A 26,498-nucleotide genomic window follows, 5' to 3' on the forward strand; every position below is an offset into this window, starting at 1 on the left:
CGGTACTGGTCATGCCGGCGCTCCGAGGGTCAGCGGGTGGTGGCAGGCGACTCTGCCCGGTCCGCCCGCCGGGGGCGCGGGCGGGGTGCGGCAGACGTCGGTGGCGCGCCCGCAGCGCGGGGCGAAGGCGCAGCCGGGCGGCAGGTCGGTGAGCATCGGCGGATGGCCGGGGACGGGCCGGAAGGCCCGTTCGGGCAGGGCGTCGAGCAGACCTGCGGTGTACGGGTGGGCGGGCGCCGCGAACAACTCGGCCGTCGGCCGCCGTTCCACGATGCGGCTGGCGTACATGACGGCGACCGTGTCCGCGACCCGACGGGCGGCGGCCAGGTCGTGGGTGATGAGCAGGACGGCTCCGCCGGAGTCGCAGCGGCGGCGCAGCAGGTCGAGGGTGTGGTCGACCAGTGGCCGGTCGAGGCCCGTGGTGGGCTCGTCGGCGAGCAGCAGCGGCGGGTCGGGAGCGAGGGCGAGGGCGGTGGCCAGGCGCTGGGCCATGCCGCCGGAGAGTTCGTGGGGATAGCGGTCGAGGTCGGTGGGGTCGAGACCCACCTCGGCGGCGACCCGCTCGGCCGCCGCGGGTGCCTCGCGCCGGGAGTGCCCGTGGGCGCGCAGGGTCTCCTCCAGCAGCCGCCGTCCCGTCCGTACGGGGTTCAGCGCGGTGGCGGGGCTCTGCGGCACCAGCCCGACGGCGCGTCCGCGTACGACGCGGGCGAGCTGGCGCTCGGAGGCGCCGGTGAGGTCGACCCGCTCCCCGGTGGGCCGGTGCAGGCGGGCCTGACCGGTGACCGTGGCGTTGCCGGGGAGCAGGCCGAGCAGGGCGTGCGCGAGCACCGACTTGCCGCAGCCCGACTCCCCGACCACCGCCAGCAGTTCGCCCGGGTGGACGGTCAGGTGCAGGTCGGTGACGGCCTGCACCACGGCGTCGCGGAGCTGGAAGCGGACGGTCAGCCCGTCGACCTCCAGCAGGCCGGGCCGACCGCCGGCGCCGACACCACCCGTGCCGCCGGAGTCGGCCGGATCGACGGTTCCGGGGGTGGTGGTCACAGGTTCAGCTCCGCTCGTACGCGCGGGTCGAGGCGGTCGCGCCAGCGGCCGGTGAGGGCGGCCAGGGCCAGCGTGACGACGACGAGGAGCAGGCCGGGCACGATGCTGGCCCACCAGGCGCCGGTGAGCAGGGACCGCTGCCCGTCGTTGATCATGTTGCCGATCGAGGCCAGGTGCGGGGGCAGGCCGAGACCGAGGAAGGACAGCGCGGTCTCGTGCCAGACGGCGTGCGGCACCATCAGCGTGGTGGCCAGCGCCAGCCGGGGCAGCACGTGCGGGAGCAGATGTCGGGTGATCACCCGGGTGCGGCTGGCGCCACCGGAGATCGCGGCGTCGATGAACGGCCGGGTACGCAGGCTGAGCAGCTCCGAGCGGACGATGCGGGCGGTGGAGAGCCAGTGCGTCAGCCCGATCGACAGGATCACCGCGCCCAGGCTCGGGCGCAGCATCGCGACGATGAAGATGCCCAGCAGCAGGTGCGGCAGCGCCGCGATGGTGTCGACCACCCGCATCAGCACCCGGTCGACCCAGCCGCCCAGGGTGCCGGCCACCGCGCCGACGAGGCCGCCGATCACGGTGGCGACGAGCGCGGCGACCGCGCCGACGAGCAGCGAGACCCGCAGGCCGTAGAGGCTGCGGTGGGCCACGTCGCGACCCAGGTCGTCGGTGCCGGCCGGGTGCGTCCAGGAGGGCGCGAGCCTGGTCCGGGCCAGGTCCACCGCGCTCTCGTCGAGCGGCCAGAGCACGGGGGCGAGGAGGCAGGCCAGGCCCGCGCCGACGAGCACGGCCCAGGAGACGGCGGCACCGGCGCGGCCCGTACGGAGCTTCGGCCGCCGGGTGCTGGCGGGCAGGGCGAGGTCAGTCATCGAGGCGTACCCGTGGATCGGCGGCGGCGTAGGCGAGGTCGGTGCCCAGGTTCGCGGCCAGCACCACGACGGTGGTGGCCAGGGTCGTGGCGGCGAGCAGCGGGAAGTCGCTGCCCAGCGCGCCCTGGACGGTCACCGCGCCGAGGCCGGGAAGGGAGAACACGGTCTCCACCAGGACGGCCCCGCCGATCAGCTCCGGCAGGTGGGTGCCGACGAGGGTGAGGAAGGGCAGCAGCGCGGTACGCAGGGCGTGGCCGAACAGGACCGTACGGCCCGGCAGCCCCCGCGCCCGGGCGGCGAGGACGTGGTCGTCGCGGAGGCTGTCGGCGACGGCGTCCCGGATGAACAGCACGAACCACGGCGTCTGGGCGACGGCCAGCACGCCCACCGGCAGGATCAGGTGCCGCGCCACGTCGGCGGGGTCGGTGCCGGTGGCGGTGATGTCGGTGAGCCCGCCCGCCGGCAGCCACCCGAGGGTGAGGGCGAACAGGGCGATCGCGGCCAGCCCGATCCAGAACACGGGCATCGACTGCACGGCGTACGCGGTGGCGCGCAGCGCCCGGTCGAACCAGCCGCCGCGCCGGTACGCGGCCAGTGTGCCCAGCAGCAGGCTCGCCACGAGGACGAGGGCGAGCGCGGCGCCGACGAGCAGCAGGGTCCAGCCGGCGCGGGCGGCGAGCACGGAGGTGACCGGCTCGTGGCGGCTGGTGGACCAGCCCAGGTCGCCCTGGAGCAGGTTGCCCACCCAGCGCAGGTACTGCACGGGCAGGGGGTCGTCGACGCCCCAGTTGGCGCGGATCTGCGCCAGGTTCTCCTCGCTGGTGGTGAACGCCGCCGCGCCCGCGTACTGCTGGGCGGGGTCGATCGGCGAGGCCGCGCCGAGGGTGAACATGCCGACGCTGGTCGCGGCGAGGATGGGTACGGCCACCAGCAGCCGCCGGCGGACCACCGCGCCGGCTCCCGCCAACCGCCGCGTCCGGCGCCGGGGGGTGGCCTTCGCCGGTGCGGCTGTCGGGGCGGAGGTCGTCACGACTTCCTCGTCCAGGTGTGGATGTTCCACCAGAGGCTGTTGGCGACGTCGTGCTCGTGCGGCTCCACCCGCGGGGTCACCCCGGCGAGCCCGTCCTTCACCACGTAGGTGTGCTGGAGGTAGGTGAGGAACACCCACGGCATGTCGGTGGCGAGCTGCTTCTGGAACGTGGCGTACGCGGCCTTGCGGGCGGCCGGGTCGGCGTTGGCGCGGCCGTCCTGCAACGCCCTGTCCGCCACCGGGGACCGGTAGGAGCCGGGGTTGAAGAAGCCCTGGCCGGCGAAGGCGGAACCGAACAGCTTGTAGGTGACGAAGTCCGGGTCGTACGGGGTGCCGTAGCCCATGACCAGCGCGTCGCTCTTCATCCGGGGGGTGATCGCGTCCCAGGTCAGCCCCTCGGGGGTGATCTTGATGCCCACCTTCTTCGCGTCGGCGGTCACCGCGAGCGCGAGTTCCTTGCGGAGGCTGTCCGTGGCCGGGTACATCAGCGCGAACGCGGCCTGCCGGCCGTCGCGGACGCGGATGCCGTCCGGGCCCGGCTTCCAGCCGGCGGCGTCGAGGGCGGCGGTCGCGGCGGCCGGGTCGGCGGCGGGTCTGCCGACGATCGAGGGCTCGGCGAACTCCGACGTCGGCGGGACCGGCCCGAACGCCGGCTCACCCGCCCCGCCGAGCAGCCCGGTGACCATCGCCGCCCGGTCCACCGCGGCGTTCAGCGCCCGCCGCACGGCGAGGTCGGCGGTGACCGGGTTGCCCATCGGCAGCATCACGCCCCGGTAGTCGGCGGTCGGCACCCGCTGCACCCGGTAGCCGGCCTGCCCGTCGAAGCCGGTGGCCAGCTTCGGCGCCAGCTCCGCGGCGTCGAACTCCCCCGCCCGCATCCGCTGCGCGCGTACGTTGTCGTCGGCGACGAACGCCACCACCACGCCGCTGTTGGCGGGCCTGCCGCCCCAGTAGCTCTCGTTGGCGGCGAGCACGAGCCGGTCGCCCGGCGTCCACGACGTCACCCGGTACGGGCCGGTGCCCACCGGCTTGCGGTTGAACTCGGCCTTGTTGATGTCCTGCCCGGTCAGCGCCTTGGCCGGCACGATCCCGAGGGCCAGCCGCTGCGCGAACGGCGCGTAGGCGTACTTGAGGGTGAAGACCACGGTCGACGGGTCGGGCGCGGCGACCGAGGCGAGCATGTCCAGGTCGGAGCGGAGCGTGGAGTCGACCTTCGGGTCCAGCACCGCCTGGTAGGTGAAGACCACGTCCTGCGCGGTGAACGGGCTGCCGTCGTGGAACAGCACGCCCTCGCGCAGCTTCGCGGTGACCGTCCTGCCGTCCGCCGACACGGTCGGCAGCTCGCGGGCCAGGGCCGGCACCAGCTCGTTGCGGGCGTCGCGGGCGACCAGCCCGTCGAAGATCAGGGAGCCGCCGTCGACCCCGAAGTTCAGTACCGGGTTCAGCGCGTCCGGCTCACCCGCCGTCGCCACGACGAGGGTGCCGCCACCCGCGCCCGTCGACGTGGTCGTCGGCGACGAGCAGGCGGCCACGGCGAGGACGCCGGCGACGGCCACCGCCGTCACGCGCCTGGACACACGCGTACGCATGACATGCTCCCGGGTCTGTTCGTCGCACGACCGCCCGGTGTGGTGTCGGGCCGGCGTCCTGGATCTGAGGTGCCGGGACAACCGGCCACTAACGCCAGCATTCCGCAATTGCCAAACTGATGCAACAAGCCACCGTCGGATGTGTCGCCCAGGCCACACCCCCGTGCGCGCCGGGGGTGGGGTCAGCCGGCGTCGCCACGGTCGTACGCGGCGCGGGCGCGATGGACCTGCTCGATGTGCGTCTCGGCCCAGTGCTTGATCGCCTGCTGGATCGGAAGGAGGGTACGGCCCAGCGCGGTGATCTCATAGTCGACCCGCACCGGCACCGAGGGCGTCACGGTGCGGGCGAGCAGGCCGTCGCGTTCCAGCTTGCGCAGCGTCTGGGTCAGCATCTTCTGGCTGGCGCCGGAGATGGTGCGACTCAGGTCGCTGTAGCGCCGGGGCCCGTCGGCGAGGGCGGCGAGAACCAGCGTGACCCACTTGTCGCTGAGCGTCGCCAGCAGCTGGTGACCCGGGCACTGCGCGAGGAAGGCGTTGTACTCGTCACGCTGACGCTCCCGCAGCTGGGCGGCGCTCAGGGTGGCCATGACGAACCTCCGGGAGGGTTACATACCTTCGGGTACCTACTTACCGCCGGAGAGTAGCAGCCCTAGCGTGAGCGGCATGAAGGCTGTCGCCGTACGCCGCTTCGGCGGCCCCGAGGTCCTGGAAGTCGTCGACGCCCCCGTGCCGGAGGCCGGGCCCGGCCAGGTACGCGTCCGCGTGGCCGCCGCCGCGGTCAACCGGATCGACCTCTCCACCCGCAACGGCGCGCTCAGCGCCGCCGGCCTGCTCGCCCCCGCCCCGGTGGTGTGGCTCGGCTGGGACGTGGCCGGGCAGGTCGACCAGGTCGGCCCCGGCGTCACCCGCTTCGCCGCCGGGCAGCAGGTGATCGGCCTGCGCGACGTGCTGTCGGCCGGCGGCGCCCAGGCGGAGTACGTCGTCCTGGACGACGACGCGGTGGCCCCGGCGCCGGCCGGCGTTCCCGCCACGCGGGCCGCCACCCTGCCGCTCAGCGGGCTCACGGCCGACCGGTCGCTCACCCTGACGGGCCTGCACGCCGGGCAGACGCTGCTCGTCACGGGTGCCGCGGGCGGTGTCGGCGGGATACTGCTCGAACTCGCCGCCATGCGGGGCGTCCGCACCGTGGCCGTCGCGGGCAGGGACGACGAACCGCTCGTCCGCGACCTGGGCGCGACCTGGTTCGTGCCCCGCACGGAACGGCTCGCCGAGGCCGTACGCCGAGAGGTCCCCGGCGGCGTCGACGCGGTGGTCGACGCGGCGGTGGTCGGCGTCGCGGCGCACGAGGCGCTGCGGCCGGAGGGCACCTTCGTGGCCCTGGTCGCCCCGTTCGCGCCGCCGCCCCTGCGGGCCACGCGCGTCGTCGTCCAGGAGGTGTTCGCCGACGGCGCGCGGTTGACCGAGCTGGCCGCGCTGGCGGGTGCGGGACGGCTCAGTACGCGCGTGGCGGGCACCCTGCCGCTGGACCAGGTCGACGTCGCCCACGGACGCCTCGCCGCAGGCGGCCTGCGCGGACGCCTCGTCCTCGTCCCCTGACCACGTGCGGACATCCGCAGGCGGGCCGGCCCGCCTGCGGATCAGCCGAGGGGCAGGGCGTCCAGCCAGTCCTGCCAGGCCCGCTCGGCCTGGGCCGGGTCCTGCCCGACGGCGAAGACGTGGTGGCCGAGGACCAGGGCGTCGCCCCGCTCGGCACTGGAGTGGAGGAAGCGGTAGAGCGCGTCGGGGGTGCGGACACCGACGTAGGTCGGGAGGCCGGCCAGGTCGACGACGCCCTCGATCGGCGGCAGGCCCGCGACGGTGAACCGGACGCGGTCGCCCTCGGCCAGCGGACCGGCGACGCCGAAGGCGTCGGTCACGGCTGTCCACGCCCGGTCCGCGCCGCCGACGCTCGGGCGGAACGCCGAGACGGGGGCCGCGGTCCGGCCGGAGAAGTGGGTGAGGTACGCGGCCAGCGTCCCGAGGTACATGTCCCAGCCGACCGCCATGGCCTCGTACTCGGTCTCCCAGTTGTCCCCGAGGACGCCACTTTGCACGAGCCGCAGGGTCGTACTGCCCCGCTCGCGGCCCTCGATGAGGTATTCCATGGCCATGAACGTCCCGTCCGGGGCCGGCTCGGTGCGGTCGGCGAGCCGCTTGCCGGGCTCCCACGCGGTGATCGTCGCCTCTTCGACGTGCCCGGCCAGCGTCAGGCGCGTACGGCCACCCTCGCCCGGCTCGACCTCGCTGCGGCCCATGAACCAGGAGTCGATGCCCGGCCCGGTGGCGATGGCCTCCCACACCTGCTCGGGCGTGGCGGCCAGCTCGACGTCCTTGCGCAGCTCGAAGTGGTGTCCCATGTCAGTGCTCCTCGGTCGCGGTCGTGTCTTCGGGGTCGGCGCTGGGGTGCAGGGCGACCACCACCCGGTGCTCACGGCCGCCGGGGGCGTTCTCGTCGTGGTACCTGCCGACCAGCGCGGTGACGGTGGCCGCCAGTTCCTCGGCGAAGGCCGCCCGGTCGCGCGCCGAGGCGAACCGGACGGTGCCGTCGACGGCGAAGGTGGCCACCCGCTGCTTCGCCCGGTCGGCGCCGGTGATGAGCGCGCCGACGTCCTGCACCAGGCGGGCGGCCAGCGCGAGCAGCCACCGCGCCGACAGCCGGTCCGGCGACTGGGCCGGGTCGGGCCGCACGGCGGCGAGGGCCGCGGGCGAGATGACGTACGACGCCGCCGTCGCCCGCATGACCCGCTCGGTCACGTTGCCCTTCCGGCGCTCCTCCACCAGCTCGACCAGGCCGTGCTGCTCCAGCGCCCGGAGGTGGTAGTTGACCTTCTGCCGGGGCAGGCCGACGCGGGCGGCGAGCATCGTCGCCGAGGCCGGCTCGGCGAGCGCGGCCAGCAGCCGGGCCCGCATCGGGTCCAGCGACGCCTCGGCCGCCGCCGGGTCCTCGATCACTGCGATGTCGAACATGACCACAGCGTCGCACCGACGAATTTTCTTGTCAAGACAATCCAGTTGTTCGGCGCGCTCCCTCACTCGTCCACGGGACGCAGGCGTACGCCGCGCAGGAGCTGGGCGTTGAGCGCCACCACGATCGTCGAGGCGGACATCAGGATCGCCCCGACCGCCGGGCTGAGCGTCACCCCGGCCCACGCCAGCACGCCAGCCGCCAGCGGAAGGGCGACGACGTTGTAACCGGCCGCCCAGGCCAGGTTCTGGATCATCTTCCGGTACGAGGCCCGGGACAGCCGGATCACGCCGGTGACGCCGCGCGGGTCGGAGGAGGCGAGCACCACCCCGGCGGACTCGATCGCCACGTCGGTGCCGGCGCCGATGGCGATGCCCACGTCGGCCCTGGCCAGGGCGGGGGCGTCGTTCACCCCGTCGCCGACCATCGCCACCCGCAGCCCCCGCCGCTGCAGGTCGGCCACGGCGTCGTCCTTGTCGGCGGGCAGCACCTCGGCGAAGACCTCGTCCACGCCGGGGCGGAAGCCGAGGTCGGCGGCCACCGCCTCGGCGACCGGCCGGGCGTCCCCCGTGATCATCACGATCTTGCCGACGCCCTGCTGCCGCAGCTCGGCGATCGCCGCCCGGGCCTCGGGGCGGACCTGGTCCTCCAGCGCGAGGGCGCCGAGCACGCTGGCCGCGTCGCCGTCGAGGCGCAGCAGGTGCAGCACCGCCGCGCCCCGCTGCGACCAGTCGGCCTGCCGCCCGGCCAGGTCGTCCGGCACCTGCGCGCGCAGCTCGCGGAGCAGGGCGGGCCCGCCCACCGCGTACGTCACGCCGTCGACCTCGGCGCGGACGCCGCGCCCGGTCAGCGAGCGGAACCCCGTCGCCCGCCGCGCCCCGCCGCGCTCGGCCCCGGCGGCCACGATGGCCCGGGCCAGCGGATGCTCGCTGTCCGCCTCCACGGCCGCGGCCAGGGCGAGCACCTCGTCCTCGTCGCCGCCCCCCGTGGCCGACACCCCCGACACCACGTGCTCGCCCCGGGTCAGGGTGCCCGTCTTGTCGAACAGCACCGCGTCGACCGTGCGCATCCGCTCCAACGCCAGCCGGTCCTTGACCAGGATCCCGCCCTTGGCCGCCACGGCGGTCGACAGCGCGATCACCAGCGGGATGGCCAGGCCGAGCGCGTGCGGGCAGGCGATCACGAGCACGGTGACGGTACGCACCACGGCGTCGCCGGGGTCGCCGAGCACGGCCCAGGTCACCAGGGTCGCCAGGGCCACCACGGTCGCCACGTAGAACAGCCAGGCGGCGAAGCGGTCGGCGAGCACCTGCGCGCGACCGCTGGACTGCTGGGCCTGGGAGACCAGGCGCTGGATCCCGGCCAGCGCGGTGTCCTCGCCGACCGCCTCGACGCGCACCCGGATCGCCGCGTCGGTGGCCACCGTGCCGGCGACGACCCGGTCCCCGACGTCCCGCGAGACCGGCCGCGACTCGCCGGTGACCATGGACTCGTCCAGCTCGGCGCCGCCCTCGGTGATCCGGCCGTCGGCCGGCACCCGCGCGCCGGGGCGGACCAGCACCAGGTCGTCGACCCGCAGGTCCGCCACGGACACCCGCTCGGCGCCGCCGTCCGCCGTCACCCGCTCCGCGTCGTCCGGCAGTAGCGCCGCCAGGGCGGACAGCGCGCCCTGCGCCTGCCCGATCGCCTTCATCTCCTGCCAGTGCCCCAGCAGCATGATCGTGACCAGGGCCGCGAGTTCCCACCAGAAGTCCAGGTCGAAGACGCCCAGCGCGGTCGCCGCCGAGGCCACGTACGCCACCGTGATGGCCATCGCGATGAGCAGCATCATGCCGGGCGCCCGGTCGCGCACCTCCCGTACCGCGCCGAGGAGGAACGGCCAGCCGCCGTAGAGGAAGACGACCGTGCCGAGGACCGGGCCGACCCACGCCACGCCGGGGAACTCCAGCCGGTAGCCGAACCAGTCCATCACCATCTCGCTGGTCAGCACGATCGGCACGGTGAGCGCCAGGCTCAACCAGAACTTGCGGCGGAACATCTCCGGGTCGTGCCCGGCGTGCTTGTCGTGCCCGGCGTGCTTGTCGTGCCCGGCGTGCTTGTCGTGCCCGGCGTGCTTGTCGTGCCCGGCGTGCTTGTCGTGCCCGGCGTGCTTGTCGTGCCCGGCGTGCTCACCAGGCCCGACAGGGCCGTGGCCGCGCCCGGCCTGCTCGTCGAGCCCGACGGAACCCTGGGCGCGCCCGGTCGACCCGTCGGCGTCGACGGCGCGCTCCTCCTGGTCGGGGGGCCCGTCGGCGTGCCTCGCGGCGGGTGGCCCACCCGGTGCCGGGCGAAGCGGCCGAGGATCATGGTGCTCGTGGCGCGGGTCTTGGGACATGGTCGCCTCCTCCCGACCACCCTATACCCCCCTCGGGTATCCGGCCGCCAATCCCGCAGACCAGGAAGTGCCCGACCCGCACCCCAAGGCCCCACCGCCCCGCCCCGCCCCACCCCACCCCACCCACCCCGGCACTGTTGATCATGAAGTTATTGCCCTGGGTAAAAGCTTTCCGGGGCAATAACTTCATGATCGTGCGGGTAGACCCCCGCCCGGGGAGTGGTGGCGCGGCGGCGCCGGCGTCCCGGCGGGACGCCGGCAGCCACGCGCGCCGGCCCGCGCGCGCCGGCCCGGGCCGGCCGTCGTGGGGAGGGTCAGCTCATGGTGGCGAGCAGTTCGCGGCAGGCCCGCTCGCACGCCCGGCAGGCGTCGGCGCAGACCCGGCAGTGCTCGTGCATGCCCGCGTGGCCGGCACACTCGTCGCCGCAGGACTTGCAGGCCGTGGCGCAGGCCTCCAGCAGGCTGCGGCTGATGTTGGCGTCGTAGCCGGTGTGCCGGGACAGCACCCGGGCGGTCGTCGTGCAGATGTCCGCGCAGTCCAGGTTCGTCCGTACGCACTTCGTCAGCTCGGCGACCATGTCCTCGCTGAGGCAGGCGTCGGCGCAGGCCGTACAGGCCTGGGCGCAGGTGTTCAGGGCGTCGATGACGGCGGCCAGCTTCGCCCGGTCCAGGTTGATCGACTTCGGGTACGTCTCGAGCATCGGCATCGTGGTGCTGGGCACGGCGTTCTCCTCTCGGTCGTTGCCTGTGCACTACCCGCGACCGTCGCGCGGCATGCCGTCACGGGCGGGCCGCGCCGATCCCGGCCCGGTCCGCGTCGACGAGCGGGCGCGCCCAGTGCCACGCGCCGGGCCACGACGCGGCCGGGTCCCACCGGCTGCCCGGTGCCGCGCGGCCGGGTGACCGACGCGTCCGGGTCCCACCGGCTGCCCGGTGTCGGGGGCGGGGGCGCGCCGGTCGCCGCGCTGGCCGATGATCGGTCCATGTTCAGACGCCTCCGCGAGACGGCCCGCGAGAACCGCCGGCAGCAGCGGCTCATGTCGAAGTCGAAGAACCCCGACGGGTGCTGCGACTGCTGCGACCTGGGGCTGTTCTCCACCCTGTTGATGCTCGGGTCGGCGACGGCGGCGGCGACCCGGGTGCCGGCGCTGGACCGGGCGGGGGTGGCGGCGATCCGGGGCTACCGTCGGTGGCTGTCGCCGCACTGGCCGGGGCGCTGCCGGTTCACCCCGACCTGCGGCGCGTACGGGCTGGCGGCGGTGGAGCGGCACGGGCTGGCGGTGGGCGGACGGCTGGCCGCCGAGCGGGTGCGCCGCTGCCGCCCCGGGGTGCCCCGGGGCACCCACGACCCGGTGCGCTGACCGACGCGCCCTGGCGTGAGCCGGCAGGAGATCGGGTAGAACCAGACCATGGGCCAGCTGAGCAGTTCCCCACCCCCACCGCAAGCCGTTGAGCTGCGCCGGTGGACCCTGTCGGAGGCGGCGGACCTGCGCAGCCTGCGCGCGTCCCTGCACGAGGAGCTGACCGGCGACGTGCTCGGCGAGGGCGAGGCCCTGGCGGAGGTCCCCGAGCTGGTGGCGTTGATCGCGACGGAGCTGGCCACGAACGCCCTGCGCCACGGGATCCCGCCGACCATCGTCCGGCTGCTCGCCACCGACGACTACCTCATCCTCGACGTCGCCGACCACGACCTGGGTTCCCTGCCGCAACTCGCCGAGGCGCGACCCACCGGCGACGGTGGGCGCGGCCTGGAGCTGGCCCGCGCCCTCTCCCTGGACGTCGGCTGGTACGCCACCAGCACCACCAAGAACATCTGGGCGTCCTTCCCCCGCTCCGAACACCTGACCCCCACCTGACCCCCGCGCGGGCGATCGTGCGGTCGTGGTGTCCCGATCGGGGCCCTTCCGAGTGTTCTGCACCCACCACGACTGCGTACCGACGCGGTCAGGGCTGTTCGCGGGGGCGGGGTGGGTCACCGGGCGTCCTACACTGGGTGCGTGAGGGAACCGGCATGAGCAGCAGGGCACGGCGCGGGGCGCCGGGCGGTCATCTCTGCTGGTCGTACGACGATCCGGAGGCCCTCGCCGACCAGACGGAGCGGCACCTCGCCGCGAGCCTCGCGGCCGGCGAGCGCTTCTGGTACGTGACGCCGCGCCCCTCGGACCTGGCGGCCGAACGGCTGCGCGCCCTGCCGGGCTTCACCGACGCCGAGCGCCGGGGCGCCGCCGCGGTGGTCCCCCTGATGTCGACCTACTCGCCCGACCACGTCGTCGACCCGGTGGCGCAGGTCGCGGCCTACGCGACCGCGACGGACGAGGCGCTGGCCGCCGGGCACACCGGGCTGCGGGTCGTCGCGGAGGCCACCGAGCTGGTCCGCACCCCGGCCCAGCTCGACGTCTTCACCCGCTACGAGCACCTCATCGACCGCTACATGCGCACCGGGCCGTTCAAGGCCGTGTGCGCCTACCACCGGCCGAAGCTGGGCGACCGGACGGTCACGGAGCTGGCCTGCATGCATCCGCAGAGCAACGTCGACGACCTGCTGTTCCGGTTGTACGCGGTGGCGCCCGAGGACGGGCACGCAGCGCTGGCCGGCGAGTTGGACATGTCGAACCACGAGCTGTTCCGCACCGCCCTGGACCGCGCCGACCTGCACCCCGTCGACGGTGAGCTGGTGCTGTCGGCGGCCAACCTGCGCTTCCTGGACCACCGCGCCCTGAGCCTCCTGGCCGAGTACGCGCACCGGCGCGGCGCGACCGCCGTGCTGCGTACGCCCCGCTCGGCCACCGCCCGCCTGGTCGGCCTGCTGCATCTGCCCGCGATCCGGGTGGAGGTCACGTCGTGAGGACGGGCGCGGCCGCCCAGCACCAGGGCTACTACCACGAGGCCGTCCGCTACGGCTCCGACGACGAGTTGCTCGCGGTGGTGGTGCCGTTCCTGCTCGGCGGCGCCGACGCGGGCGAGCCGACCTTCGTCGCGCTGGGCGAGCGCACCGGCGGACTGGTCCGCTCGGCGCTGCCGGCCGGGTGCAAGGTCGAGTTCCTGCCCGGTGGCGATCTCTACTCCCGGCCCGCCGCCGCCATCCGCTCCTACCGCGAGCTCCTCGCCGAGCAGGTGGCCGCCGGCGCCGGCCAGATCCGGATAATCGGCGAGATGCCGCCCGGCTCGTTCGGCGCGACCTGGGACTGGTGGGCCCGCTACGAGTCGGCGATCAACCACGCGTACGACGACTTCCCACTGTGGAGCATGTGCGCGTACGACACCCGGATCACGCCGCCGGCGGTGCTGGCCGACGTGGCCCGGACGCACCCCCGCTTCGCCACCGCCGACGGGCGGCACGTGCCGAGCCCGGCCTGGACGCCGCCGCGGGACTACCTGCGGCAGGACCTTCCGGTCGTGCCCGACCCCCTCCAGGCGCGGCCGCCGGCCGTCGAGCTGACCGACCCGACGGCGGCCGAGGCGCGCGCCGCCGTGCACAAGGTCGACCAGGGTCAGGTGCCGGTCGACGACGTGGAGGATCTGGTCGTCGCCGTCAGCGAGATCGTCACGAACGCGCTGCGCCACGGCAGGCCGCCGGTCCGGCTGCGCGTCTGGGCCGGCGACGACCGCATCGTGGCGACGGTCAGCGATGCCGGCGACGGGCCGGGCGACCCGTTCTGCGGGCTGCTCCCCGCGTCCAACGGCGCACCGGGCGGGCTCGGGCTCTGGATCACCTACCAGTCCTGCAACCACGTGACCTGGCAGCGCGACGACGACGGGTTCACGCTGCGGTTGACGGCCGGGAACGCGTACACCGGCTGAGCGCGGCGGGCTCGCGGCCCGGTGCCGGACCGGACGGTGGGGTTGCGGCGGAGCGCGCCGGCCGGCGCGGCCGGCGCCGGTGGTACCAGGCGGCGAACAGGGCGGTGGCGAGCAGAAGTTCGGCGACGTCGCCGCCGTAGTACATCAACCGGGCCGCCGCGCGCAGCGCCTCGACGTCCCGGTCGGGCAGCCCGGGCGGCAGGGTCGCGGCGTGCGCGTAGAGGTACTTGGCCAGCACGGCGTGCCCCGCCCCGGCGGCGAGCAGCGCGCCGGCCCGCACCGCCGGGCGCGGCCGACGCGGCGCCGGGTCCGGGCCGGCCACCGACCAGGCGAGGAGGTAGCCGGCGGCGACGTAGTGCGCGTGCAGGGCGTGGTGCAGCACGGGGTTGCGCTCGGCCGCCGCGTAGAGCGGCGTGAGCAGCACCAGCGCCAGTCCGCCGGTGCTGAGCAGCGCCGCCGTCACCGGATGGGCGAGCACGTGCACCGGCCTGGTGCGCAGGAGCCGGCCCACCCGGCGGCCGACCGGCGGCGGCACGACCCGCAGCAGCAGGGTCACCGGCGCGCCGAGGGCCAGCGCGAGCGGCGCGACCATGCCGAGCAGCAGGTGCTGCGCCATGTGCACGCGCGGATCGCCGGGGCCGGCCGCCAGCGGGCCGAGGGCGACCGCGAGCACCGCGCAGCCGGCCAGCCAGGCGACCGTACGGCGGCGACGCCAGCCGCGCCGGTCCCGGGACACAGCGAGCAGGTAGCCGGCGGCGAGCACCGCGACCGCCGCGAGCGGCAGCGGGTCCGGCCCGGCGGCGGCACCGGTGTGCGCGAGCGCCGTCACGGCACGTCGCGGCCGTGGCGGGAGCGCACCCGCCAGGTCACCCACGCGCCGAGCAGCAACAGCACCACCGCCGACACGTTCCACACCACGTCGTACGGGAGCAGGTGCACCCCGTAGCGGATCTGGTGCAGCCGCAGCACCTTGTGGTCGACGATGCCGTCGAAGAGCTGGAACGCCCCCGCGCCGAGCAGGAACCCGCCCCAGGCGGCCCGGGGCAGCAGGGCGCCCCGGCGGCGCAGGTCGGCGTACCAGAAGAAGCCGCCGACCAGGGCGACCAGCTCGGCCGAGTGCAGCAACCCGTCGGAGAGCAGCCCGACGGAGAGGGTGGACCGGTCGTAGAAGTGGTGCCAGCCGAGGATCTGGTGGAAGACGATCTCGTCGACGGCCGCCATCACGGCCACGCCGACGACCGCGGCGGCGAGGACCGACCGGCGAAGATCGGGCGCGGCGGGGCCGCCTACCGGCACTCCCGCCATCTCATCACCTCGCATCGCTCGCGTCGGTGTCGAACTACCCGGGGGCGGCCGAAGCATGCGGAAGTCCCCGCGACGGGACGGTCGTGCCGTACGGTTCCGGTGGCTCCGGTCACGACCGGCGGACGGTGGGCGGGCCCGCGGGTACCTTCGGCGGGCGGGCGACGATCGTCTCCCCGGGCGGGAACAGCAGACTCCGGGAGGACACGGCCGTGCCGGACGCCGAGGAACTGGTCAGCGACGCGCTCGCGGCGGTACGCGGCACCGACGTACGCCTCGCGGAGCGGCAGCTGGACCGGCTGATGATCGGCACGGGCGCCGCGGACGGCGCGGGCGCGGTGGACGCCGCCCTGCTGCGCCGCCTCGCCCTCGGCGTGGGGCGGCTGGCGCGGCACGGCTGGCAGCCGGTGGATCTCGGCCGGCTCGCCGCCCGCCGCCTCGGCCCCCGGGCGGCGGGGCTGGTCACCGACGCGCTGGCCGCGCACCGCCGCGACCTGGCCGGGCCGGTGCCGTCGTGGTGGGACGACCAGCTGCGCGACCTCGGCGCCGGGGTGTGGTGGGACGCCGACGAGGGCCACCTGACCGCCTGGGCGAACCGCGTCGGGTCCGACCGGTTCACCGCGCTGCGGGCGGCGGTCGACGCCCTGGCCATGGTCGAGGGGCTCCCGCCGGTCGCCGTGCTGCGCCCGCCGCCCGGCGCGCCGTCGACGGGCGTCACGAACGGCGGGTCGCACGGCGGATCCCGGATGCTCGACCGGGTACGGGCGCTGCTGGCGAAGGCGGAGTCGACCACCTACCCGGCCGAGGCGGAGGCGCTGACCGGCAAGGCCCAGGAGCTGATCGCCCGGCACAGCATCGACCAGGCGCTGCTGGCCGGCGTCGCCGAGCCCGCCGACCGCCCCGGCGGGGTGCGCCTCGGCACCGAGCCCCCGTACGCGGGCGCGAAGGCGCTGCTGGCGCAGGAGGTGGCGGCGGCGAACCGCTGCGAGGCGGTCTGGTCCGACGACCTCGGGTTCACCACCGTGCTGGGTTGGCCCGCCGACCTGGAAGCGGTCGAGCTGCTCTACACCTCGCTGCTGGTGCAGGCCACCACCGCGATGCTGCGCGGCCGGGGCGAACGGCGGGCCAAGGGCACCGGCCGGCGCACCCGGGACTACGACGAGTCCTTCCTCAACGCGTTCGCGCTGCGGATCGGCGAGCGGCTGCGGGCCGCCACCGACGCGGCCGACCGGGAGGCGACGGCGCAGGCCGGGCCGGAGCGGCTGCTGCCGGTGCTCGCCACCCGCGCCGAGGCGGTACGCGAACACCTCGACACGCTCTTCCCCGGCGTCGTACGGGGGCGGCTCACCGTCCGCGACGCCGAGGGCTGGTCGTCGGGCACCTCCGCCGCCGACCGGGCCTCGCTCGGTTCCGGACCCGCCCCGAAACGGCAGGTACGCGGGCGGCGCTGAGATTCCTCACCGCCGGATGTCGAAACCGGCGGTTCAGCTCCGACCCCTGTTTGGAGGCCCGCCGCCGTGGGCGGGCCCCGGCGTGAGGGCCGGCGGGTCCCGGCGTCAGCGGGTAGTCACATCGACGGACGCCGGCCGGCGTGCGGCACGGGGTGCAGGCCGGTCGGCGTCCCCCGTCGGGGTCGGCGACGCCGGTGCCCACCGGCTCAGGCGCGGCACTCGCGGCTCAGGCGCGGCACTCGCGGCTCAGGCGCGGCACTCGCGGCTCAGGCGCGGCACTCGCGGCTCAGGCGCGGCACTCGCGGCTCAGGCGCGGCACTCGCGGGTCAGCTTCGGCGGGATGCCGGTGAAGGTGGCGTCCATCCAGGCGGCCGGCCGGGGCGCCCGGGAACCGGCGTCGATGCGCTCGGCGGTGTCCTCGATCAGGGCGCGGATCTGCGGGTCGGCGGCCCGGCGGGCCTGCGCGCGTACGTCGTCGGCCAGCTTCGCCAGGTTGCGCCGGAGCTGGTCGGCGACCTGCTCCCCGGTCAGGTCACGGCTGACGGAGGCCGCCGAGTCGGTGGCGATCCTGCGGCTGCCGGCGACGATGGCCCGGTCGACCTCGCGGCAGACCTCGGCGGTGTTGGCGGCGGTCGTGGCGACCGGGGACGGGCTGGGAGCGGTGGCGCTCGCCGTGGCCGTCGGGCTCGGCGGGGTGGCGCCGCCCCGGGCGGCCTCCTCCCGGGCGCTGTCCTGGCATCCCACGGCCAGCACCCCGAGCGCCACCGTGGCGGCGGCCCGGCGCGCGTAGACGACGGATCGGGACACGGGACCTCCCGTTCGGGCTCTCGGGCCGTCCCGCGGGTGACGGCACGGGTTCGGCCGACGGCGGGCGGCGGGGCGTCAATGTGGCAACGAGGGGCACGGCCTGCGGGACACGTCCGCCGGACGCGCCAGTACGCCCTCCGCCGGGTCGGCCCGAAGACCGATCCGGCGGAGGGCGCGTACGCGTGTCAGCTCTTGAAGGCGTCCTTGATCTTCTCGCCGGCCTGCTTGAGCTTGGCGCTGGCCTGCTCGTTGCGCCCCTCGGCCTCGAGCCGCTCGTTGTCGGTGGCCCGGCCGGCGCCTTCCTTCAGCTTGCCGGCCGCATCCTCGGTCGTGTTGTTGATCTTGTCGTCGAAACCCATGTCAACCTCCCGATTGGCAGTGCCGGTACGCCCCTGATGTACCCCGTCCCGCCGCCGTCCAACCGTCCCGGTCACCCACCGGCGTCCCGCGGCCCGCGCCGGCACGCCGGCGGACCCCCGGCACGCACCGTGCCGCCGGGCCCGAGGGGCGGGCCGGCGGCACGGTGCGGAGGCTCAGGCGACCGGGCGGAAGCCCCGCAGCCGGAGGCTGTTGGCGACCACGAAGACCGAGGAGAAGGCCATCGCAGCGCCGGCGATCATCGGGTTCAGCAGGCCGGCGGCGGCCAGCGGCAGGGCCGCCACGTTGTAGGCGAAGGCCCAGAACAGGTTGCCCTTGATGATGCCGAGGGTGCGCCGGGCGAGCCGGATGGCGTCCACGGCGGCCGTCAGGTCGCCCCGGACCAGGGTCAGGTCGGACGCCTCGATCGCCACGTCCGTGCCGGAACCCATGGCCAGGCCGAGGTCGGCCTGGGCCAGCGCGGCGGCGTCGTTGACCCCGTCACCGACCATCGCCACCGTCCGCCCCTCGTCCTGGAGTCGCCGTACGACGTCGACCTTTTCGGCGGGCAGCACCTCGGCGACCACCTCGTCGATGCCCAGCTCGGCGGCCACCGCCCGGGCGACCGTCGTGTTGTCGCCGGTCAGCAGCACCGGCGTCAGGCCGAGCGCGCGCAGCTGTGCGATCGCCGCCCGGCTCGTCGGGCGGACCACGTCGGCCACCGCGAGGACGCCCCGGGCCCGACCGTCCCAGCCGGCCAGCACCGCCGTACGCCCCTCGGCCTCCGCCGTGGCCGCCGCCCGCGCGACCTCCTCCGGTACGTCGAGACCGTGCTCGCGCAGCAGCCGGGGCCGGCCGATCAGCACCTCCCGGTCCTCGACGGTCCCGCTCACCCCGAGCCCCTCGGCGTTGACGAAGCCGGCCACCGGCGGCAGCGTGCCCGCCTCGGCCGCGCCGGCGGCGATGGCCCGGGCGATGGGGTGCTCGGAGGCGGACTCCAGCGCCCCGGCGAGCCGCAGCAGCTCCGCGCGGTCCTCGCCGGTCGCCGGCACCACGTCCACCAGGGTCATCCGACCGGTGGTGACGGTGCCGGTCTTGTCCAGCACGACCGTGTCCACCTGCTTCGTGGACTCCAGCACCTCCGGGCCCTTGATCAGGACGCCGAGCTGCGCACCCCGGCCGGTGCCGACCAGCAGCGCGGTCGGCGTGGCCAGCCCGAGGGCGCACGGGCAGGCGATGATCAGCACCGCCACGGCGGCGGTGAACGCGGCGGTGGTGCCCGACCCGCTGCCGAGCCACCAGCCGAGGGTGCCCACCGCGAGGGCGATCACGATCGGCACGAAGACGCCGGAGATCCGGTCGGCCAGCCGCTGCACCGCCGCCTTGCCGGTCTGCGCCTGCTCGACGAGCCGGGCCATCTGGGCCAGTTGGGTGTCGCCGCCGATCCGGGTGGCGGTGACCACCAGCCGGCCGCCCGCGTTGACGGTGGCGCCGACCACGGAGTCGCCCGGACCGACCTCGACCGGGACCGACTCGCCGGTGAGCATGCTGGCGTCGACCGCCGAGGTGCCCTCGTCGACCACGCCGTCCGTGGCGATCTTCTCGCCGGGCCGGACCACGAACCGGTCCCCCACCACGAGCTGGTCCACCGGGATCCGGGTCTCCGTGCCGCCGCGCAGCACCGCGACGTCCTTGGCGCCCAGTTCGAGCAGGGCGCGCAGGGCCGCGCCGGCGGTCCGCTTCGCCCGCGCCTCGAAGTAGCGGCCGGCGAGGATGAACACGGTCACCCCGGCCGCCGCCTCCAGGTAGATGTTGCCGGCGCCGTCGGAGCGGTTGATGGCGAGACTGAACGGGTGGGTCATCCCCGGCGTCCCGGCGGTGCCGAGGAAGAGCGCCCAGACCGACCAGCCGAACGCGGCCAGGGTGCCGAGCGAGACCAGGGTGTCCATGGTCGCCGCGCCGTGCCGCAGGTTGATCCAGGCCGCCCGGTGGAAGGGCAGCCCGCCGTAGACCACGACCGGGGCGGCCAGGGTCAGCGACAGCCACTGCCAGAAGTCGAACTGCCAGGCGGGCACCATCGCCAGCGCGATCACCGGCACGGTGAGCACGGCCGAGACCCACAGCCGGGTACGCAGGCCGCGCAGCTCGTCCACCGGCTCGGCGGCCGGTTCGCCACCGGCGGGCGCGGGCGGGGGCGGCAGGGCCGCCGTGTAGCCGGTCTTCTCCACCGTGGCGATCAGGTCGTCCGGGGTGACCTCGTCGGCGTAGCGGACGGTGGCCTTCTCCGTGGCGTAGTTGACGGTGGCGGTCACCCCGTCCATACGGTTGAGCTTCTTCTCGATCCGGGAGGCGCAGGAGGCGCAGGTCATGCCGCCGATCGCCAGCTCGATCTGGTTCGGCGCGGTCAGCAAGGGCTTGGTGGTCATCACGGTCCCGTCAGTCGTGCCCGTGGCCGGGGACGCCGTGGCCGGCGTCGGCGGTCGGGGAGCTCGTGGCGGCGGGGGTGCCCGCCGTCGGGGTGCCCGTCGCGGCCGGGACACCCGGCGTGGTCGGACTGCCGGCGACGACGGTGAACTCGGCGGTACGCACCACGCCGCCGTGCTTGAAGTCCAGGTAGAGGCGGTAGGCCCCGGCCGACGGCATCTCCGCCGAGAAGCTCACCTCGGGGCCGGGCCGCGTCCGCCCGTCGCCCGGCTCGCCGTGCGGGTGCACGTGCAGGTACGCCAGGTCGCCCTGGCGCAGCGCCACCAGGTGGCCGTACGCGCCCAGGTAGGGCTCCAGGTCGGTGACCGGCGCGCCGCCTCGGCTCACGCTCAGGGTCAGCTCGGCGGTGCGCCCGGGCTGCGGGGCGCCGGCGAGGGTGACGGTGTAGCCGTCGACCGTGGTGCTGGTCGCCGGGGCAGGCAGGGGCCGCCCGGTCAGCGCGCCGGGAACGGTCACGTCGACGCCCAGGGTCAGCGCCTCGCCCCCGGTCGGGGTGAAGTCGGCGAACGCCCGCCAGACGCCCGGCCCGGCGAGCGGCGAGTCGACCCGCCAGGTGCCGTCCGGCGCCATCTCGGGGTGCACGTGCCGAAAGCCGGAGAGGTCGCGGCGGGCCACGATCAGGTGCATGCGCTTGTCGTGCGCCACGTCGTACGCGGTCACCGCCCGGCCGTCCGGACCGGTGACCTGGAAGGCGAACTGCCCGGCCGGGGCGTCCACCGGACGCAGGGTGTACCCGCGGTCGGAGACCAGCAGCCCGCCGGGCAGGTGGGCCGCCGCGCCGTTGTCGCCCGCGTGTCCGGCTCCGCCGTCGTCGCCGTGCCCCCCGCCGGCGTCGTGCGGGGCCTCGGCGGGCGGCGACACGGGGTCGGCCACCCGACCGACCCCGTACGTCGCGCCGAACACCACCGCGAGGCCGAGGGCGAAACCGCTCAGCTTCGTCGCCGTGTTCATGGTGTGCCTCGTCTTCCCCGTGCCCGCTCTCAGGCGCCGACGAGGTCGTAACCGGCCTCGTCGACGGCGGAGCGCACGGTGTCGGTGTCCAACGGGCCCTCGCTGGTGACGGTGACCCGACCGGCGGCGACGTCGACCTGGACGTCGCTGACGCCCTGGATCGCGCCGACCTCGTTGCTGACCGCGGTGGCGCAGTGCCCGCAGGTCATGCCCTGCACCTGGTACGTGGTGGTGATCATGGAACTCTCTCCTCTCGACGCCCCCAGCCTATACCCCCCAGGGGTAATACGGAGGCATTCGACTGCCCGTGCGGCGTACCGGTACCCGGTGGGGGTATCTCGGACACGGAGGACCGTACCATACCCCCGAGGGGTACGTTATCCTCGACCTCATGACCACACCGACGCCCACCCCGACCAGGGGCTACACCGCCACCAAGGACCAGCTGCTCGCGCGGCTGCGCCGCGTCGAGGGGCAGGTCCGTGGCATCGAGAAGATGGTCGACGACGACCGCTACTGCATCGACGTGCTCACCCAGATCTCCGCGATCCAGGCCGCCCTGGACAAGGTCGCGCTCGGTCTGCTCGACGGCCACGCGCGGCACTGCATGCACGAGGGCGCGGCCGAGGGCCGGGCCGACGAGATGGCCACCGAGATGATGGCCGCCGTCGGCCGCCTGATGAAGCGCGGCTGACCGCCGGCAGGTCCTTCATCCGTCGGCACACCGGGTCCACCCGACGGGCTCCTCCCGGCGAGGTCCGGCTGCGGCGCCCCGGCGCCCCCGGCCGGGGACGGTCGCGGCGTCCCGGCGCCCCCGGGTCGGGGACGCCGGGACGTGCGGGTCAGAACCGGCCGAGGATCTTGCGCATCGTGTCGATCTCCGCCTGCTGGGTGCTGGCGATCTGCTGGGCCAGGGCCTTGGCCTCCGCGTTCACGCCCCGGGCCAGCTCGTCGCGGGCCATGGTGATGGCGCCCTCGTGGTGGGCGATCATCATGGTCAGGAACTGCCGGTCGAACTCCCGGCCGGTGGCGGCCGCCAGCTTCGTCATGTCGGCGTCGGACATCATGCCGGGCATGCCGTGGTCCATGTGGGGCATCCCGCCCGGCGACGGCACCGGCCGACCCCAGGCCGCCAACCAACCGCTCATCGTGGCGATCTCGGGCGCCTGGGCGGCCTTGATCTCCGCGGCGAGCCGCTTGACCTCCGGGTCCGCCGCCCGCGTCGGCGCCAGGTCGGCCATCTCCACCGCCTGCCGGTGGTGCGGAATCATCATCTGGGCGAACATCGCGTCGGCGTCGCCGAACGCGGCCGCACCGGTGGCGGTGGCCGCCGGCCCGCCGGTGCCGGGGGTGCCGTGCCCCGCGCCCGGCGACGAGTGGTCGTCGCCGCCGCAGGCGGCGAGGGCGAGGGCGGTGGTGACCGCGACGCCGGCCAGGACGGCACGGCGCGCGAGGGTACGAGTGGTCATGGTGGACCCTTTCGGAGTCGGAACGTACGCGGCACGACGAGGACGCGGAACGGCGTGCAGCCGCACCCGCGTCGAACGCGTCCTACCTGCGCAGCACCGAGACCGTGGCGAGCCGCAGACCGACCGGCCGGGGCGGCGGGGCCCGGGGCGGCGGGAAGGCGCCGGCCGAACCGCCCCGGGTCGGGCCGACGGCGCGTACGCGGACCGACAACAGCGCCGCCAGCAGCAGCGCGGCCGCGAACGCGCCCAACACGGCCAGGCACACGCCCCACCCGGACGGCCCTCCCCCCGTGCCCCCGCCGGCAGGCAGCAGTTCCTCGGAGGCGCAGCCCCCGGGACAGCCCACCACGGCCTGGAGGGCCGCCCCCACGGCGTGCGGAGCGGCGACGTCCTGCGAAGGCGGCAAGAGCGCGGCGTGCGGGACGGGCGCGAGCGCGGCGTGCGGGACGGGCGCGAGCGCGGCGTGCGGGACGGGCGCGAGCGCGGCGTGCGGGACGGGCGCGAGCGCGGCGTGCGGGACGGGCGCGAGCGCGGCGTGCGGGACGGGCGCGAGCGCGGCGTGCGGGACGGGCGCGAGCGCGGCGTGCGGGACGGGCGCGAGCGCGGCGTGCGGGACGGGCGCGAGCGCGGCGTGCGGGGCGGAGGCGACGCGCGCGCGGGCGGCGTGCGGCACGGGCGCGACAGGCACGACCGCGGCGTGCGGGACGGGCACGACGGTGGCGTTCCGGGCGGGCGCGACGGCAATGTGCGGCGACGGGTCCGCGGGATGACCGGTCTGGTGCGACTCGTGGCCGATCGTGTGCATCGCGGCCAGCCCGAGCAGCGTGCCGACGAGCAGCAGGAGCCGCGCGCCCCGCGCCGCCGTCACCGTCTTCCGCACATCCGTCACGCTAGCGCGTCGGCCCGTTCCGCACGGGTACCACCCGCGGCGACCCCCGCACGTGAGCGCGGCCGGGCGTGCGTAGGTCACGCACGTGGGCGGGCCGGACCTGCGCGGCGAAGGTCCGCGTCGCGACACCACCCGCACGACCTGCGCCCCGATGCCGGGGTGGCTACCATTCGGCCGGTGGCCCTCCGGACTCCGCACCGCCCGCCCCGCGCCCCCCGCCGGGCGACGGCGCCGGTCACCCGTCGCCGGGCGGGAGCCGACGACCACGGCACGTGACCACACCGCCAGGTGGGGGACGGTTCCCGCCCCGCCTCCGTGGCGACGTTGAACCGACCGGCCCGCCGGCCCGTACCCCGCCCTGGATCCGTTGGGAGAAACTCGTTGGGCGCCGACCACACCCGTCCCGTTCCGTCCGCCCCGCCGAGGGTGCGGCGGATCCTCGTCGCGACGGTGGTGCCCCTCTTCGTCGCCACGCTGATCGCCGCCCTGGTGCTGTGGCCGTGGGACGCGCCCGACCCGGCGGCCGGCACCGAGCCACCCCGCCACCACGGCACCGTGACCCGGGTGGTGACGGAGCCGTGCCCGCCGGCCCCGGAGGTGCCGGAGGGAAGCCCCGACGCCCCGCGGGGCCCCTGCGGCACCGTCACCGTACGGGTCGAGGACGGCCCCGACGCCGGCCAGCAGGTCCAGACGCCGGTCCCGGCCGGCCCCGGTGCGCCGACCGTCGCCGTGGACGACGAGATCATCCTGGTCGAGCTCATCGACCCCGCCGATCCCACCGCCAGCTCCTACAACATCGCGGAGCACCAGCGCGGCAAGCCGCTGGTCTGGCTGGTGGCGCTCTTCGCGGCCGCGATCGTCGCCTTCGGGCGGTGGCGAGGGCTGGCCGCGCTGGCCGGCCTGGCGGCGAGCTTCGCCATCCTGCTGACCTTCGTGCTGCCGGGCATCAGCGCCGGGAGCCCCCCGCTCCTGGTCGCGGTCGTCGGCGCCGCCCTGATCATGTTCGTGGTGCTCTACCTGACCCACGGCGTGACCGCGCAGACCTCGGTCGCCGTACTCGGCACGTTGGGCAGCCTGGTGCTGACCGGCGTCCTCGGCACCATCGCCACCGCCGCGACCCACCTGACCGGCTTCGGCTCCGAGGACGCCACCACGCTGTCGATGTACCAGGCCGACGTCGACCTGCACGGGCTGCTGCTGGCCGGGATCATCATCGGCTCCCTCGGGGTGCTCGACGACGTCACGGTCACCCAGGCCGCCACCGTCACCGAGCTGGCGCACGCCAACCCGGGCCTGTCCCGCAGGCAGCTCTACCGGGCGGCGACCCGGGTCGGGCGGGCGCACATCGCCTCGACGGTGAACACGATCGTGCTGGCGTACGCCGGCGCCTCGCTGCCGGTGCTGCTCCTGCTCACCGCCGACTCGCGGGCGGTGACCCAGCTTCTCACCAGCGAGTTCCTCGCCCAGGAGATCGTCCGCAGCGCGGTCGCCACCCTCGGGCTGATCGCCGCCGTGCCGCTGACCACCGGTCTGGCGGCCCTGGTGACCACGGCGGGCCGGCGGGCCGGGGAGCCCACCGACCGCGCGGCCCCCGCGCCGACGCCTCGGCCGGCGGCCGACCGGGCCGAGGCGCTGGAGGCGCTCAGCGGGCCGCGCGGAGACGTGCCGTCCGCCGCTCCCGCCGGATGGCCCGACCACAACAGGAGAACGGACACCGCATGGTGACACTCCTCTGCGTGACGATTCGGGGTTCCCGCCCTGATAAACGCGTCACTGGTCACCGTCAGCCATTACGAAATAACGCATTTAGTCGGCTTAGGGACGTAGATCCCCGGGAGTGCTCTCAGGTAACCTCGCTGCCGGTCACCGCCGAAGGCGCGCAGCGGCGCCTGCGGTGCCGCCGCCCAATCGCCGCCAGGCGAGCCGGGGACCCAGGCACGTGGGGTGAATCCGCGACAGCGGTAGGGGCCACTTCCGCCCCGAACCCGTCAGCTAACCCGGTCGGCGGTCGACGGAAGGGAAAACTGTGACGGCACCCCTACGCCGCTGGCTGACGCCCGTGGTGGCCGTACTCGCCGCCCTGGCGGTCTTCGCCGGGCCTCTCCCGGCGGTGGCCGCGCCCACCCCACCCAAGCCCTCCGGCCACGGCGACGACGAGCCCAAGCTGCTCGACGACCTGATCGAGGCCCGCAACCGGTCCTACGTGCAGGCCAAGGCGAAGCTGGAGAAGTCGAAGAAGCGCCAGCTCGAACTGGCCCTGGAGGTCAACCGGGCACAGGCCGAACTGAACGCGCTGGCCCCGCAGGTCAGTCAGATCGCCGCCCAGTCCTACCGGACGGGACGGATCGGCGCGGTGTCGATGCTGCTGGACACCGCCAGCCCCGACTCGTTCGTCAAGCGCGCCGCCGCCCTCGACGAGCTGAACCTGGTCAACTCCAAGAAGCTCGCCGAGGTGAACGCGGTCAAGAACCGCGCCGAGCAGGCCAAGCTGGCGCTCGACGCCGAGGTCCGCGAGCAGCAGAAGCTGACGAACGAGATGGCGCGCGGCAAGCGGGAGGCGGAGAAGGCGCTCGCACTGGTCGGCGGCAGGGGGCTGACCAGTGGCAAGGTGGTCGCCACCTCGCCGGTGGCGAAAATCGCGCCGGGACGTACGGCCGACGGCGACTGGAAGCCCCTGGGCTGCACCGAGGACGATCCCACCACCTCCGGCTGCATCACCGCGCGCACGCTGCACATGTACAAGGAGGTCAAGCGGGTCGGCTTCAACCGGTTCGTCGGCTGTTACCGCTCCGGCGGGCCGTACGAGCATCCGAAGGGCCGGGCCTGCGACTGGTCGTTGCAGAGGAGCGGCTTCTCCCCCTGGCACAACGACGACACCTACATGTACGGCAACAACCTGACCGCGTTCCTGGTCCGCAACGCCGACCGGCTCGGCATCTACTACGTGATCTGGAACCGGCAGATCTGGTTCCCGGCGACCGGCTGGAAGTCCTACAGCGGCCCGTCGAACCACACCGACCACGTGCACGTGTCACTGCTCTAGCCGCCCGCCCACGGGCCGGCGAAGCCGGGACCGACACAGG

The 26,498-nt window shown here is 75.1% G+C and carries 27 protein-coding genes and 1 riboswitch; of the genes, 9 read left to right on the forward strand and 18 right to left on the reverse strand.

Annotated features, from left to right (window positions below; all coding sequences use genetic code 11):
* Positions 1–9 precede the first annotated feature (9 nt).
* The 5 genes from GA0070610_RS24695 to GA0070610_RS24715 form a co-directional block, all read right to left on the reverse strand.
* Positions 10–1,041, reverse strand: a complete 1,032-nt coding sequence (locus GA0070610_RS24695; protein WP_231925800.1) for an ABC transporter ATP-binding protein — start codon at positions 1,039–1,041, stop codon at positions 10–12.
* The gene (locus tag GA0070610_RS24700) at positions 1,038–1,907 is read right to left on the reverse strand and encodes an ABC transporter permease (RefSeq protein ID WP_089002255.1); all 870 of its coding nucleotides are present in this window, start codon (positions 1,905–1,907) and stop codon (positions 1,038–1,040) included. Before GA0070610_RS24700 ends, GA0070610_RS24695 begins: the two co-directional genes overlap by 4 nt.
* Positions 1,900–2,937, reverse strand: a complete 1,038-nt coding sequence (locus GA0070610_RS24705) for an ABC transporter permease (RefSeq protein ID WP_089002256.1) — start codon at positions 2,935–2,937, stop codon at positions 1,900–1,902. The genes GA0070610_RS24700 and GA0070610_RS24705 overlap by 8 nt, the downstream gene beginning before the upstream one ends.
* Positions 2,934–4,526: an ABC transporter substrate-binding protein gene (locus tag GA0070610_RS24710; RefSeq protein WP_089002257.1), complete on the reverse strand. Its 1,593-nt coding sequence runs from the start codon at positions 4,524–4,526 to the stop codon at positions 2,934–2,936. The genes GA0070610_RS24705 and GA0070610_RS24710 overlap by 4 nt, the downstream gene beginning before the upstream one ends.
* A 182-nt stretch (positions 4,527–4,708) precedes the next feature.
* On the reverse strand, positions 4,709–5,113 hold the full coding sequence (locus tag GA0070610_RS24715; protein ID WP_089002258.1) for a winged helix-turn-helix transcriptional regulator: 405 nt from the start codon (positions 5,111–5,113) through the stop codon (positions 4,709–4,711).
* A 76-nt stretch (positions 5,114–5,189) separates the two neighbouring features.
* Between GA0070610_RS24715 and GA0070610_RS24720 the strand changes: the two genes are divergently transcribed.
* Entirely contained in the window at positions 5,190–6,122 is a 933-nt protein-coding gene (locus tag GA0070610_RS24720) for an NADP-dependent oxidoreductase (RefSeq protein WP_089002259.1), read from the forward strand.
* A 41-nt stretch (positions 6,123–6,163) separates the two neighbouring features.
* Here GA0070610_RS24720 and GA0070610_RS24725 read toward each other — a convergent pair whose 3' ends face one another.
* From GA0070610_RS24725 to GA0070610_RS24740, 4 genes are all read right to left on the reverse strand, one after another.
* Positions 6,164–6,922, reverse strand: coding sequence for an SRPBCC family protein (locus GA0070610_RS24725; RefSeq protein WP_089002260.1), 759 nt, complete (start codon positions 6,920–6,922; stop codon positions 6,164–6,166).
* A 1-nt stretch (position 6,923) separates the two neighbouring features.
* The gene (locus tag GA0070610_RS24730; protein ID WP_172896588.1) at positions 6,924–7,532 is read right to left on the reverse strand and encodes an ArsR/SmtB family transcription factor; all 609 of its coding nucleotides are present in this window, start codon (positions 7,530–7,532) and stop codon (positions 6,924–6,926) included.
* A 62-nt stretch (positions 7,533–7,594) separates the two neighbouring features.
* Positions 7,595–9,904: a copper-translocating P-type ATPase gene (locus tag GA0070610_RS24735; RefSeq protein WP_269458858.1), complete on the reverse strand. Its 2,310-nt coding sequence runs from the start codon at positions 9,902–9,904 to the stop codon at positions 7,595–7,597.
* 314 nt (positions 9,905–10,218) lie between these two features.
* On the reverse strand, positions 10,219–10,626 hold the full coding sequence (locus GA0070610_RS24740; RefSeq protein WP_231925801.1) for a four-helix bundle copper-binding protein: 408 nt from the start codon (positions 10,624–10,626) through the stop codon (positions 10,219–10,221).
* 261 nt (positions 10,627–10,887) lie between these two features.
* Between GA0070610_RS24740 and yidD the strand changes: the two genes are divergently transcribed.
* The 4 genes from yidD (at position 10,888) to GA0070610_RS24760 (ending at position 13,705) form a co-directional block, all read left to right on the forward strand.
* Positions 10,888–11,265 (forward strand): membrane protein insertion efficiency factor YidD, encoded by a 378-nt coding sequence (yidD, locus tag GA0070610_RS24745; RefSeq protein WP_089003717.1) that lies wholly within the window; start codon positions 10,888–10,890, stop codon positions 11,263–11,265.
* A gap of 48 nt (positions 11,266–11,313) precedes the next feature.
* On the forward strand, positions 11,314–11,760 hold the full coding sequence (locus GA0070610_RS24750) for an ATP-binding protein (protein WP_089002261.1): 447 nt from the start codon (positions 11,314–11,316) through the stop codon (positions 11,758–11,760).
* 155 nt (positions 11,761–11,915) lie between these two features.
* The gene (locus tag GA0070610_RS24755) at positions 11,916–12,749 is read left to right on the forward strand and encodes an MEDS domain-containing protein (RefSeq protein WP_089002262.1); all 834 of its coding nucleotides are present in this window, start codon (positions 11,916–11,918) and stop codon (positions 12,747–12,749) included.
* Positions 12,746–13,705 (forward strand): sensor histidine kinase, encoded by a 960-nt coding sequence (locus GA0070610_RS24760; RefSeq protein WP_089002263.1) that lies wholly within the window; start codon positions 12,746–12,748, stop codon positions 13,703–13,705. The genes GA0070610_RS24755 and GA0070610_RS24760 overlap by 4 nt, the downstream gene beginning before the upstream one ends.
* On the opposite strand, the gene GA0070610_RS24765 is transcribed toward GA0070610_RS24760, so the two are convergent.
* Both GA0070610_RS24765 and GA0070610_RS24770 read right to left on the reverse strand, forming a co-directional pair.
* Positions 13,665–14,534, reverse strand: coding sequence for a cytochrome c oxidase assembly protein (locus GA0070610_RS24765; RefSeq protein WP_089002264.1), 870 nt, complete (start codon positions 14,532–14,534; stop codon positions 13,665–13,667). The genes GA0070610_RS24760 and GA0070610_RS24765 overlap by 41 nt on opposite strands.
* Entirely contained in the window at positions 14,531–15,010 is a 480-nt protein-coding gene (locus tag GA0070610_RS24770) for a DUF2243 domain-containing protein (RefSeq protein ID WP_089002265.1), read from the reverse strand. Before GA0070610_RS24770 ends, GA0070610_RS24765 begins: the two co-directional genes overlap by 4 nt.
* 209 nt (positions 15,011–15,219) lie before the next feature.
* Here GA0070610_RS24770 and GA0070610_RS24775 point away from each other — a divergent pair, with 209 nt between their 5' ends.
* Positions 15,220–16,458, forward strand: a complete 1,239-nt coding sequence (locus GA0070610_RS24775) for a DUF2786 domain-containing protein (protein ID WP_089003718.1) — start codon at positions 15,220–15,222, stop codon at positions 16,456–16,458.
* A 306-nt stretch (positions 16,459–16,764) separates the two neighbouring features.
* On the opposite strand, the gene GA0070610_RS24780 is transcribed toward GA0070610_RS24775, so the two are convergent.
* The 5 genes from GA0070610_RS24780 to GA0070610_RS24800 all read right to left on the reverse strand — a co-directional run bounded on the left by GA0070610_RS24780 (position 16,765) and on the right by GA0070610_RS24800 (position 21,296).
* A complete protein-coding gene (locus GA0070610_RS24780) occupies positions 16,765–17,265 on the reverse strand; it encodes a hypothetical protein (protein WP_089002266.1) in 501 nt (166 codons plus the stop codon).
* Between the two features lie 185 nt (positions 17,266–17,450).
* Positions 17,451–17,624 carry a CsbD family protein gene (locus GA0070610_RS24785; protein ID WP_089002267.1) on the reverse strand — a complete coding sequence of 58 codons (174 nt, stop codon included), beginning with the start codon at positions 17,622–17,624 and terminating at the stop codon, positions 17,451–17,453.
* A 174-nt stretch (positions 17,625–17,798) separates the two neighbouring features.
* On the reverse strand, positions 17,799–20,048 hold the full coding sequence (locus GA0070610_RS24790) for a heavy metal translocating P-type ATPase (protein ID WP_089002268.1): 2,250 nt from the start codon (positions 20,046–20,048) through the stop codon (positions 17,799–17,801).
* Positions 20,049–20,058: 10 nt separating this feature from the next.
* Positions 20,059–21,057 (reverse strand): hypothetical protein, encoded by a 999-nt coding sequence (locus GA0070610_RS24795; protein WP_089002269.1) that lies wholly within the window; start codon positions 21,055–21,057, stop codon positions 20,059–20,061.
* Positions 21,058–21,086: 29 nt separating this feature from the next.
* Complete coding sequence (locus GA0070610_RS24800; RefSeq protein WP_089002270.1) at positions 21,087–21,296, reverse strand: heavy-metal-associated domain-containing protein; 210 nt, start codon at positions 21,294–21,296, stop codon at positions 21,087–21,089.
* A gap of 152 nt (positions 21,297–21,448) precedes the next feature.
* Between GA0070610_RS24800 and GA0070610_RS24805 the strand changes: the two genes are divergently transcribed.
* Complete coding sequence (locus GA0070610_RS24805; RefSeq protein WP_089002271.1) at positions 21,449–21,751, forward strand: metal-sensitive transcriptional regulator; 303 nt, start codon at positions 21,449–21,451, stop codon at positions 21,749–21,751.
* 148 nt (positions 21,752–21,899) lie between these two features.
* Here the strand turns inward: GA0070610_RS24805 and GA0070610_RS24810 are convergent, their stop codons facing one another.
* Positions 21,900–22,526, reverse strand: a complete 627-nt coding sequence (locus GA0070610_RS24810; protein WP_089002272.1) for a DUF305 domain-containing protein — start codon at positions 22,524–22,526, stop codon at positions 21,900–21,902.
* Positions 22,527–22,608: 82 nt separating this feature from the next.
* Positions 22,609–23,406: a hypothetical protein gene (locus tag GA0070610_RS24815; protein WP_089002273.1), complete on the reverse strand. Its 798-nt coding sequence runs from the start codon at positions 23,404–23,406 to the stop codon at positions 22,609–22,611.
* Between the two features lie 390 nt (positions 23,407–23,796).
* On the opposite strand from GA0070610_RS24815, the gene GA0070610_RS24820 reads away from it, so the two are divergent.
* Positions 23,797–25,140 carry a YibE/F family protein gene (locus GA0070610_RS24820; protein WP_089002274.1) on the forward strand — a complete coding sequence of 448 codons (1,344 nt, stop codon included), beginning with the start codon at positions 23,797–23,799 and terminating at the stop codon, positions 25,138–25,140.
* Positions 25,141–25,306: 166 nt separating this feature from the next.
* A riboswitch (cyclic di-AMP (ydaO/yuaA leader) is annotated at positions 25,307–25,438 on the forward strand.
* Between the two features lie 3 nt (positions 25,439–25,441).
* Complete coding sequence (locus GA0070610_RS24825; RefSeq protein WP_089002275.1) at positions 25,442–26,458, forward strand: coiled-coil domain-containing protein; 1,017 nt, start codon at positions 25,442–25,444, stop codon at positions 26,456–26,458.
* Positions 26,459–26,498: the final 40 nt, after the last annotated feature.

The organism is Micromonospora echinofusca (assembly GCF_900091445.1).
Lineage (GTDB): Bacteria > Actinomycetota > Actinomycetes > Mycobacteriales > Micromonosporaceae > Micromonospora > Micromonospora echinofusca.

Excerpts from the sequence above, each read along its gene's own strand:
- GA0070610_RS24755 (WP_089002262.1), top strand. The coding sequence starts at position 11,916 with ATGAGCAGCAGGGCACGGCGCGGGGCGCCGGGCGGTCATCTCTGCTGG.
- GA0070610_RS24785 (WP_089002267.1), bottom strand. The coding sequence starts at position 17,624 with ATGGGTTTCGACGACAAGATCAACAACACGACCGAGGATGCGGCCGGC.
- GA0070610_RS24710 (WP_089002257.1), bottom strand. The coding sequence starts at position 4,526 with ATGCGTACGCGTGTGTCCAGGCGCGTGACGGCGGTGGCCGTCGCCGGC.
- GA0070610_RS24715 (WP_089002258.1), bottom strand. The coding sequence starts at position 5,113 with ATGGCCACCCTGAGCGCCGCCCAGCTGCGGGAGCGTCAGCGTGACGAG.
- GA0070610_RS24810 (WP_089002272.1), bottom strand. The coding sequence starts at position 22,526 with ATGACCACTCGTACCCTCGCGCGCCGTGCCGTCCTGGCCGGCGTCGCG.
- GA0070610_RS24700 (WP_089002255.1), bottom strand. The coding sequence starts at position 1,907 with ATGACTGACCTCGCCCTGCCCGCCAGCACCCGGCGGCCGAAGCTCCGT.
- GA0070610_RS24770 (WP_089002265.1), bottom strand. The coding sequence starts at position 15,010 with ATGGCGGGAGTGCCGGTAGGCGGCCCCGCCGCGCCCGATCTTCGCCGG.
- GA0070610_RS24790 (WP_089002268.1), bottom strand. The coding sequence starts at position 20,048 with ATGACCACCAAGCCCTTGCTGACCGCGCCGAACCAGATCGAGCTGGCG.
- GA0070610_RS24750 (WP_089002261.1), top strand. The coding sequence starts at position 11,314 with ATGGGCCAGCTGAGCAGTTCCCCACCCCCACCGCAAGCCGTTGAGCTG.
- GA0070610_RS24730 (WP_172896588.1), bottom strand. The coding sequence starts at position 7,532 with ATGTTCGACATCGCAGTGATCGAGGACCCGGCGGCGGCCGAGGCGTCG.
- yidD (WP_089003717.1), top strand. The coding sequence starts at position 10,888 with ATGTTCAGACGCCTCCGCGAGACGGCCCGCGAGAACCGCCGGCAGCAG.
- GA0070610_RS24735 (WP_269458858.1), bottom strand. The coding sequence starts at position 9,904 with ATGTCCCAAGACCCGCGCCACGAGCACCATGATCCTCGGCCGCTTCGC.
- GA0070610_RS24805 (WP_089002271.1), top strand. The coding sequence starts at position 21,449 with ATGACCACACCGACGCCCACCCCGACCAGGGGCTACACCGCCACCAAG.
- GA0070610_RS24725 (WP_089002260.1), bottom strand. The coding sequence starts at position 6,922 with ATGGGACACCACTTCGAGCTGCGCAAGGACGTCGAGCTGGCCGCCACG.
- GA0070610_RS24800 (WP_089002270.1), bottom strand. The coding sequence starts at position 21,296 with ATGATCACCACCACGTACCAGGTGCAGGGCATGACCTGCGGGCACTGC.
- GA0070610_RS24720 (WP_089002259.1), top strand. The coding sequence starts at position 5,190 with ATGAAGGCTGTCGCCGTACGCCGCTTCGGCGGCCCCGAGGTCCTGGAA.
- GA0070610_RS24795 (WP_089002269.1), bottom strand. The coding sequence starts at position 21,057 with ATGAACACGGCGACGAAGCTGAGCGGTTTCGCCCTCGGCCTCGCGGTG.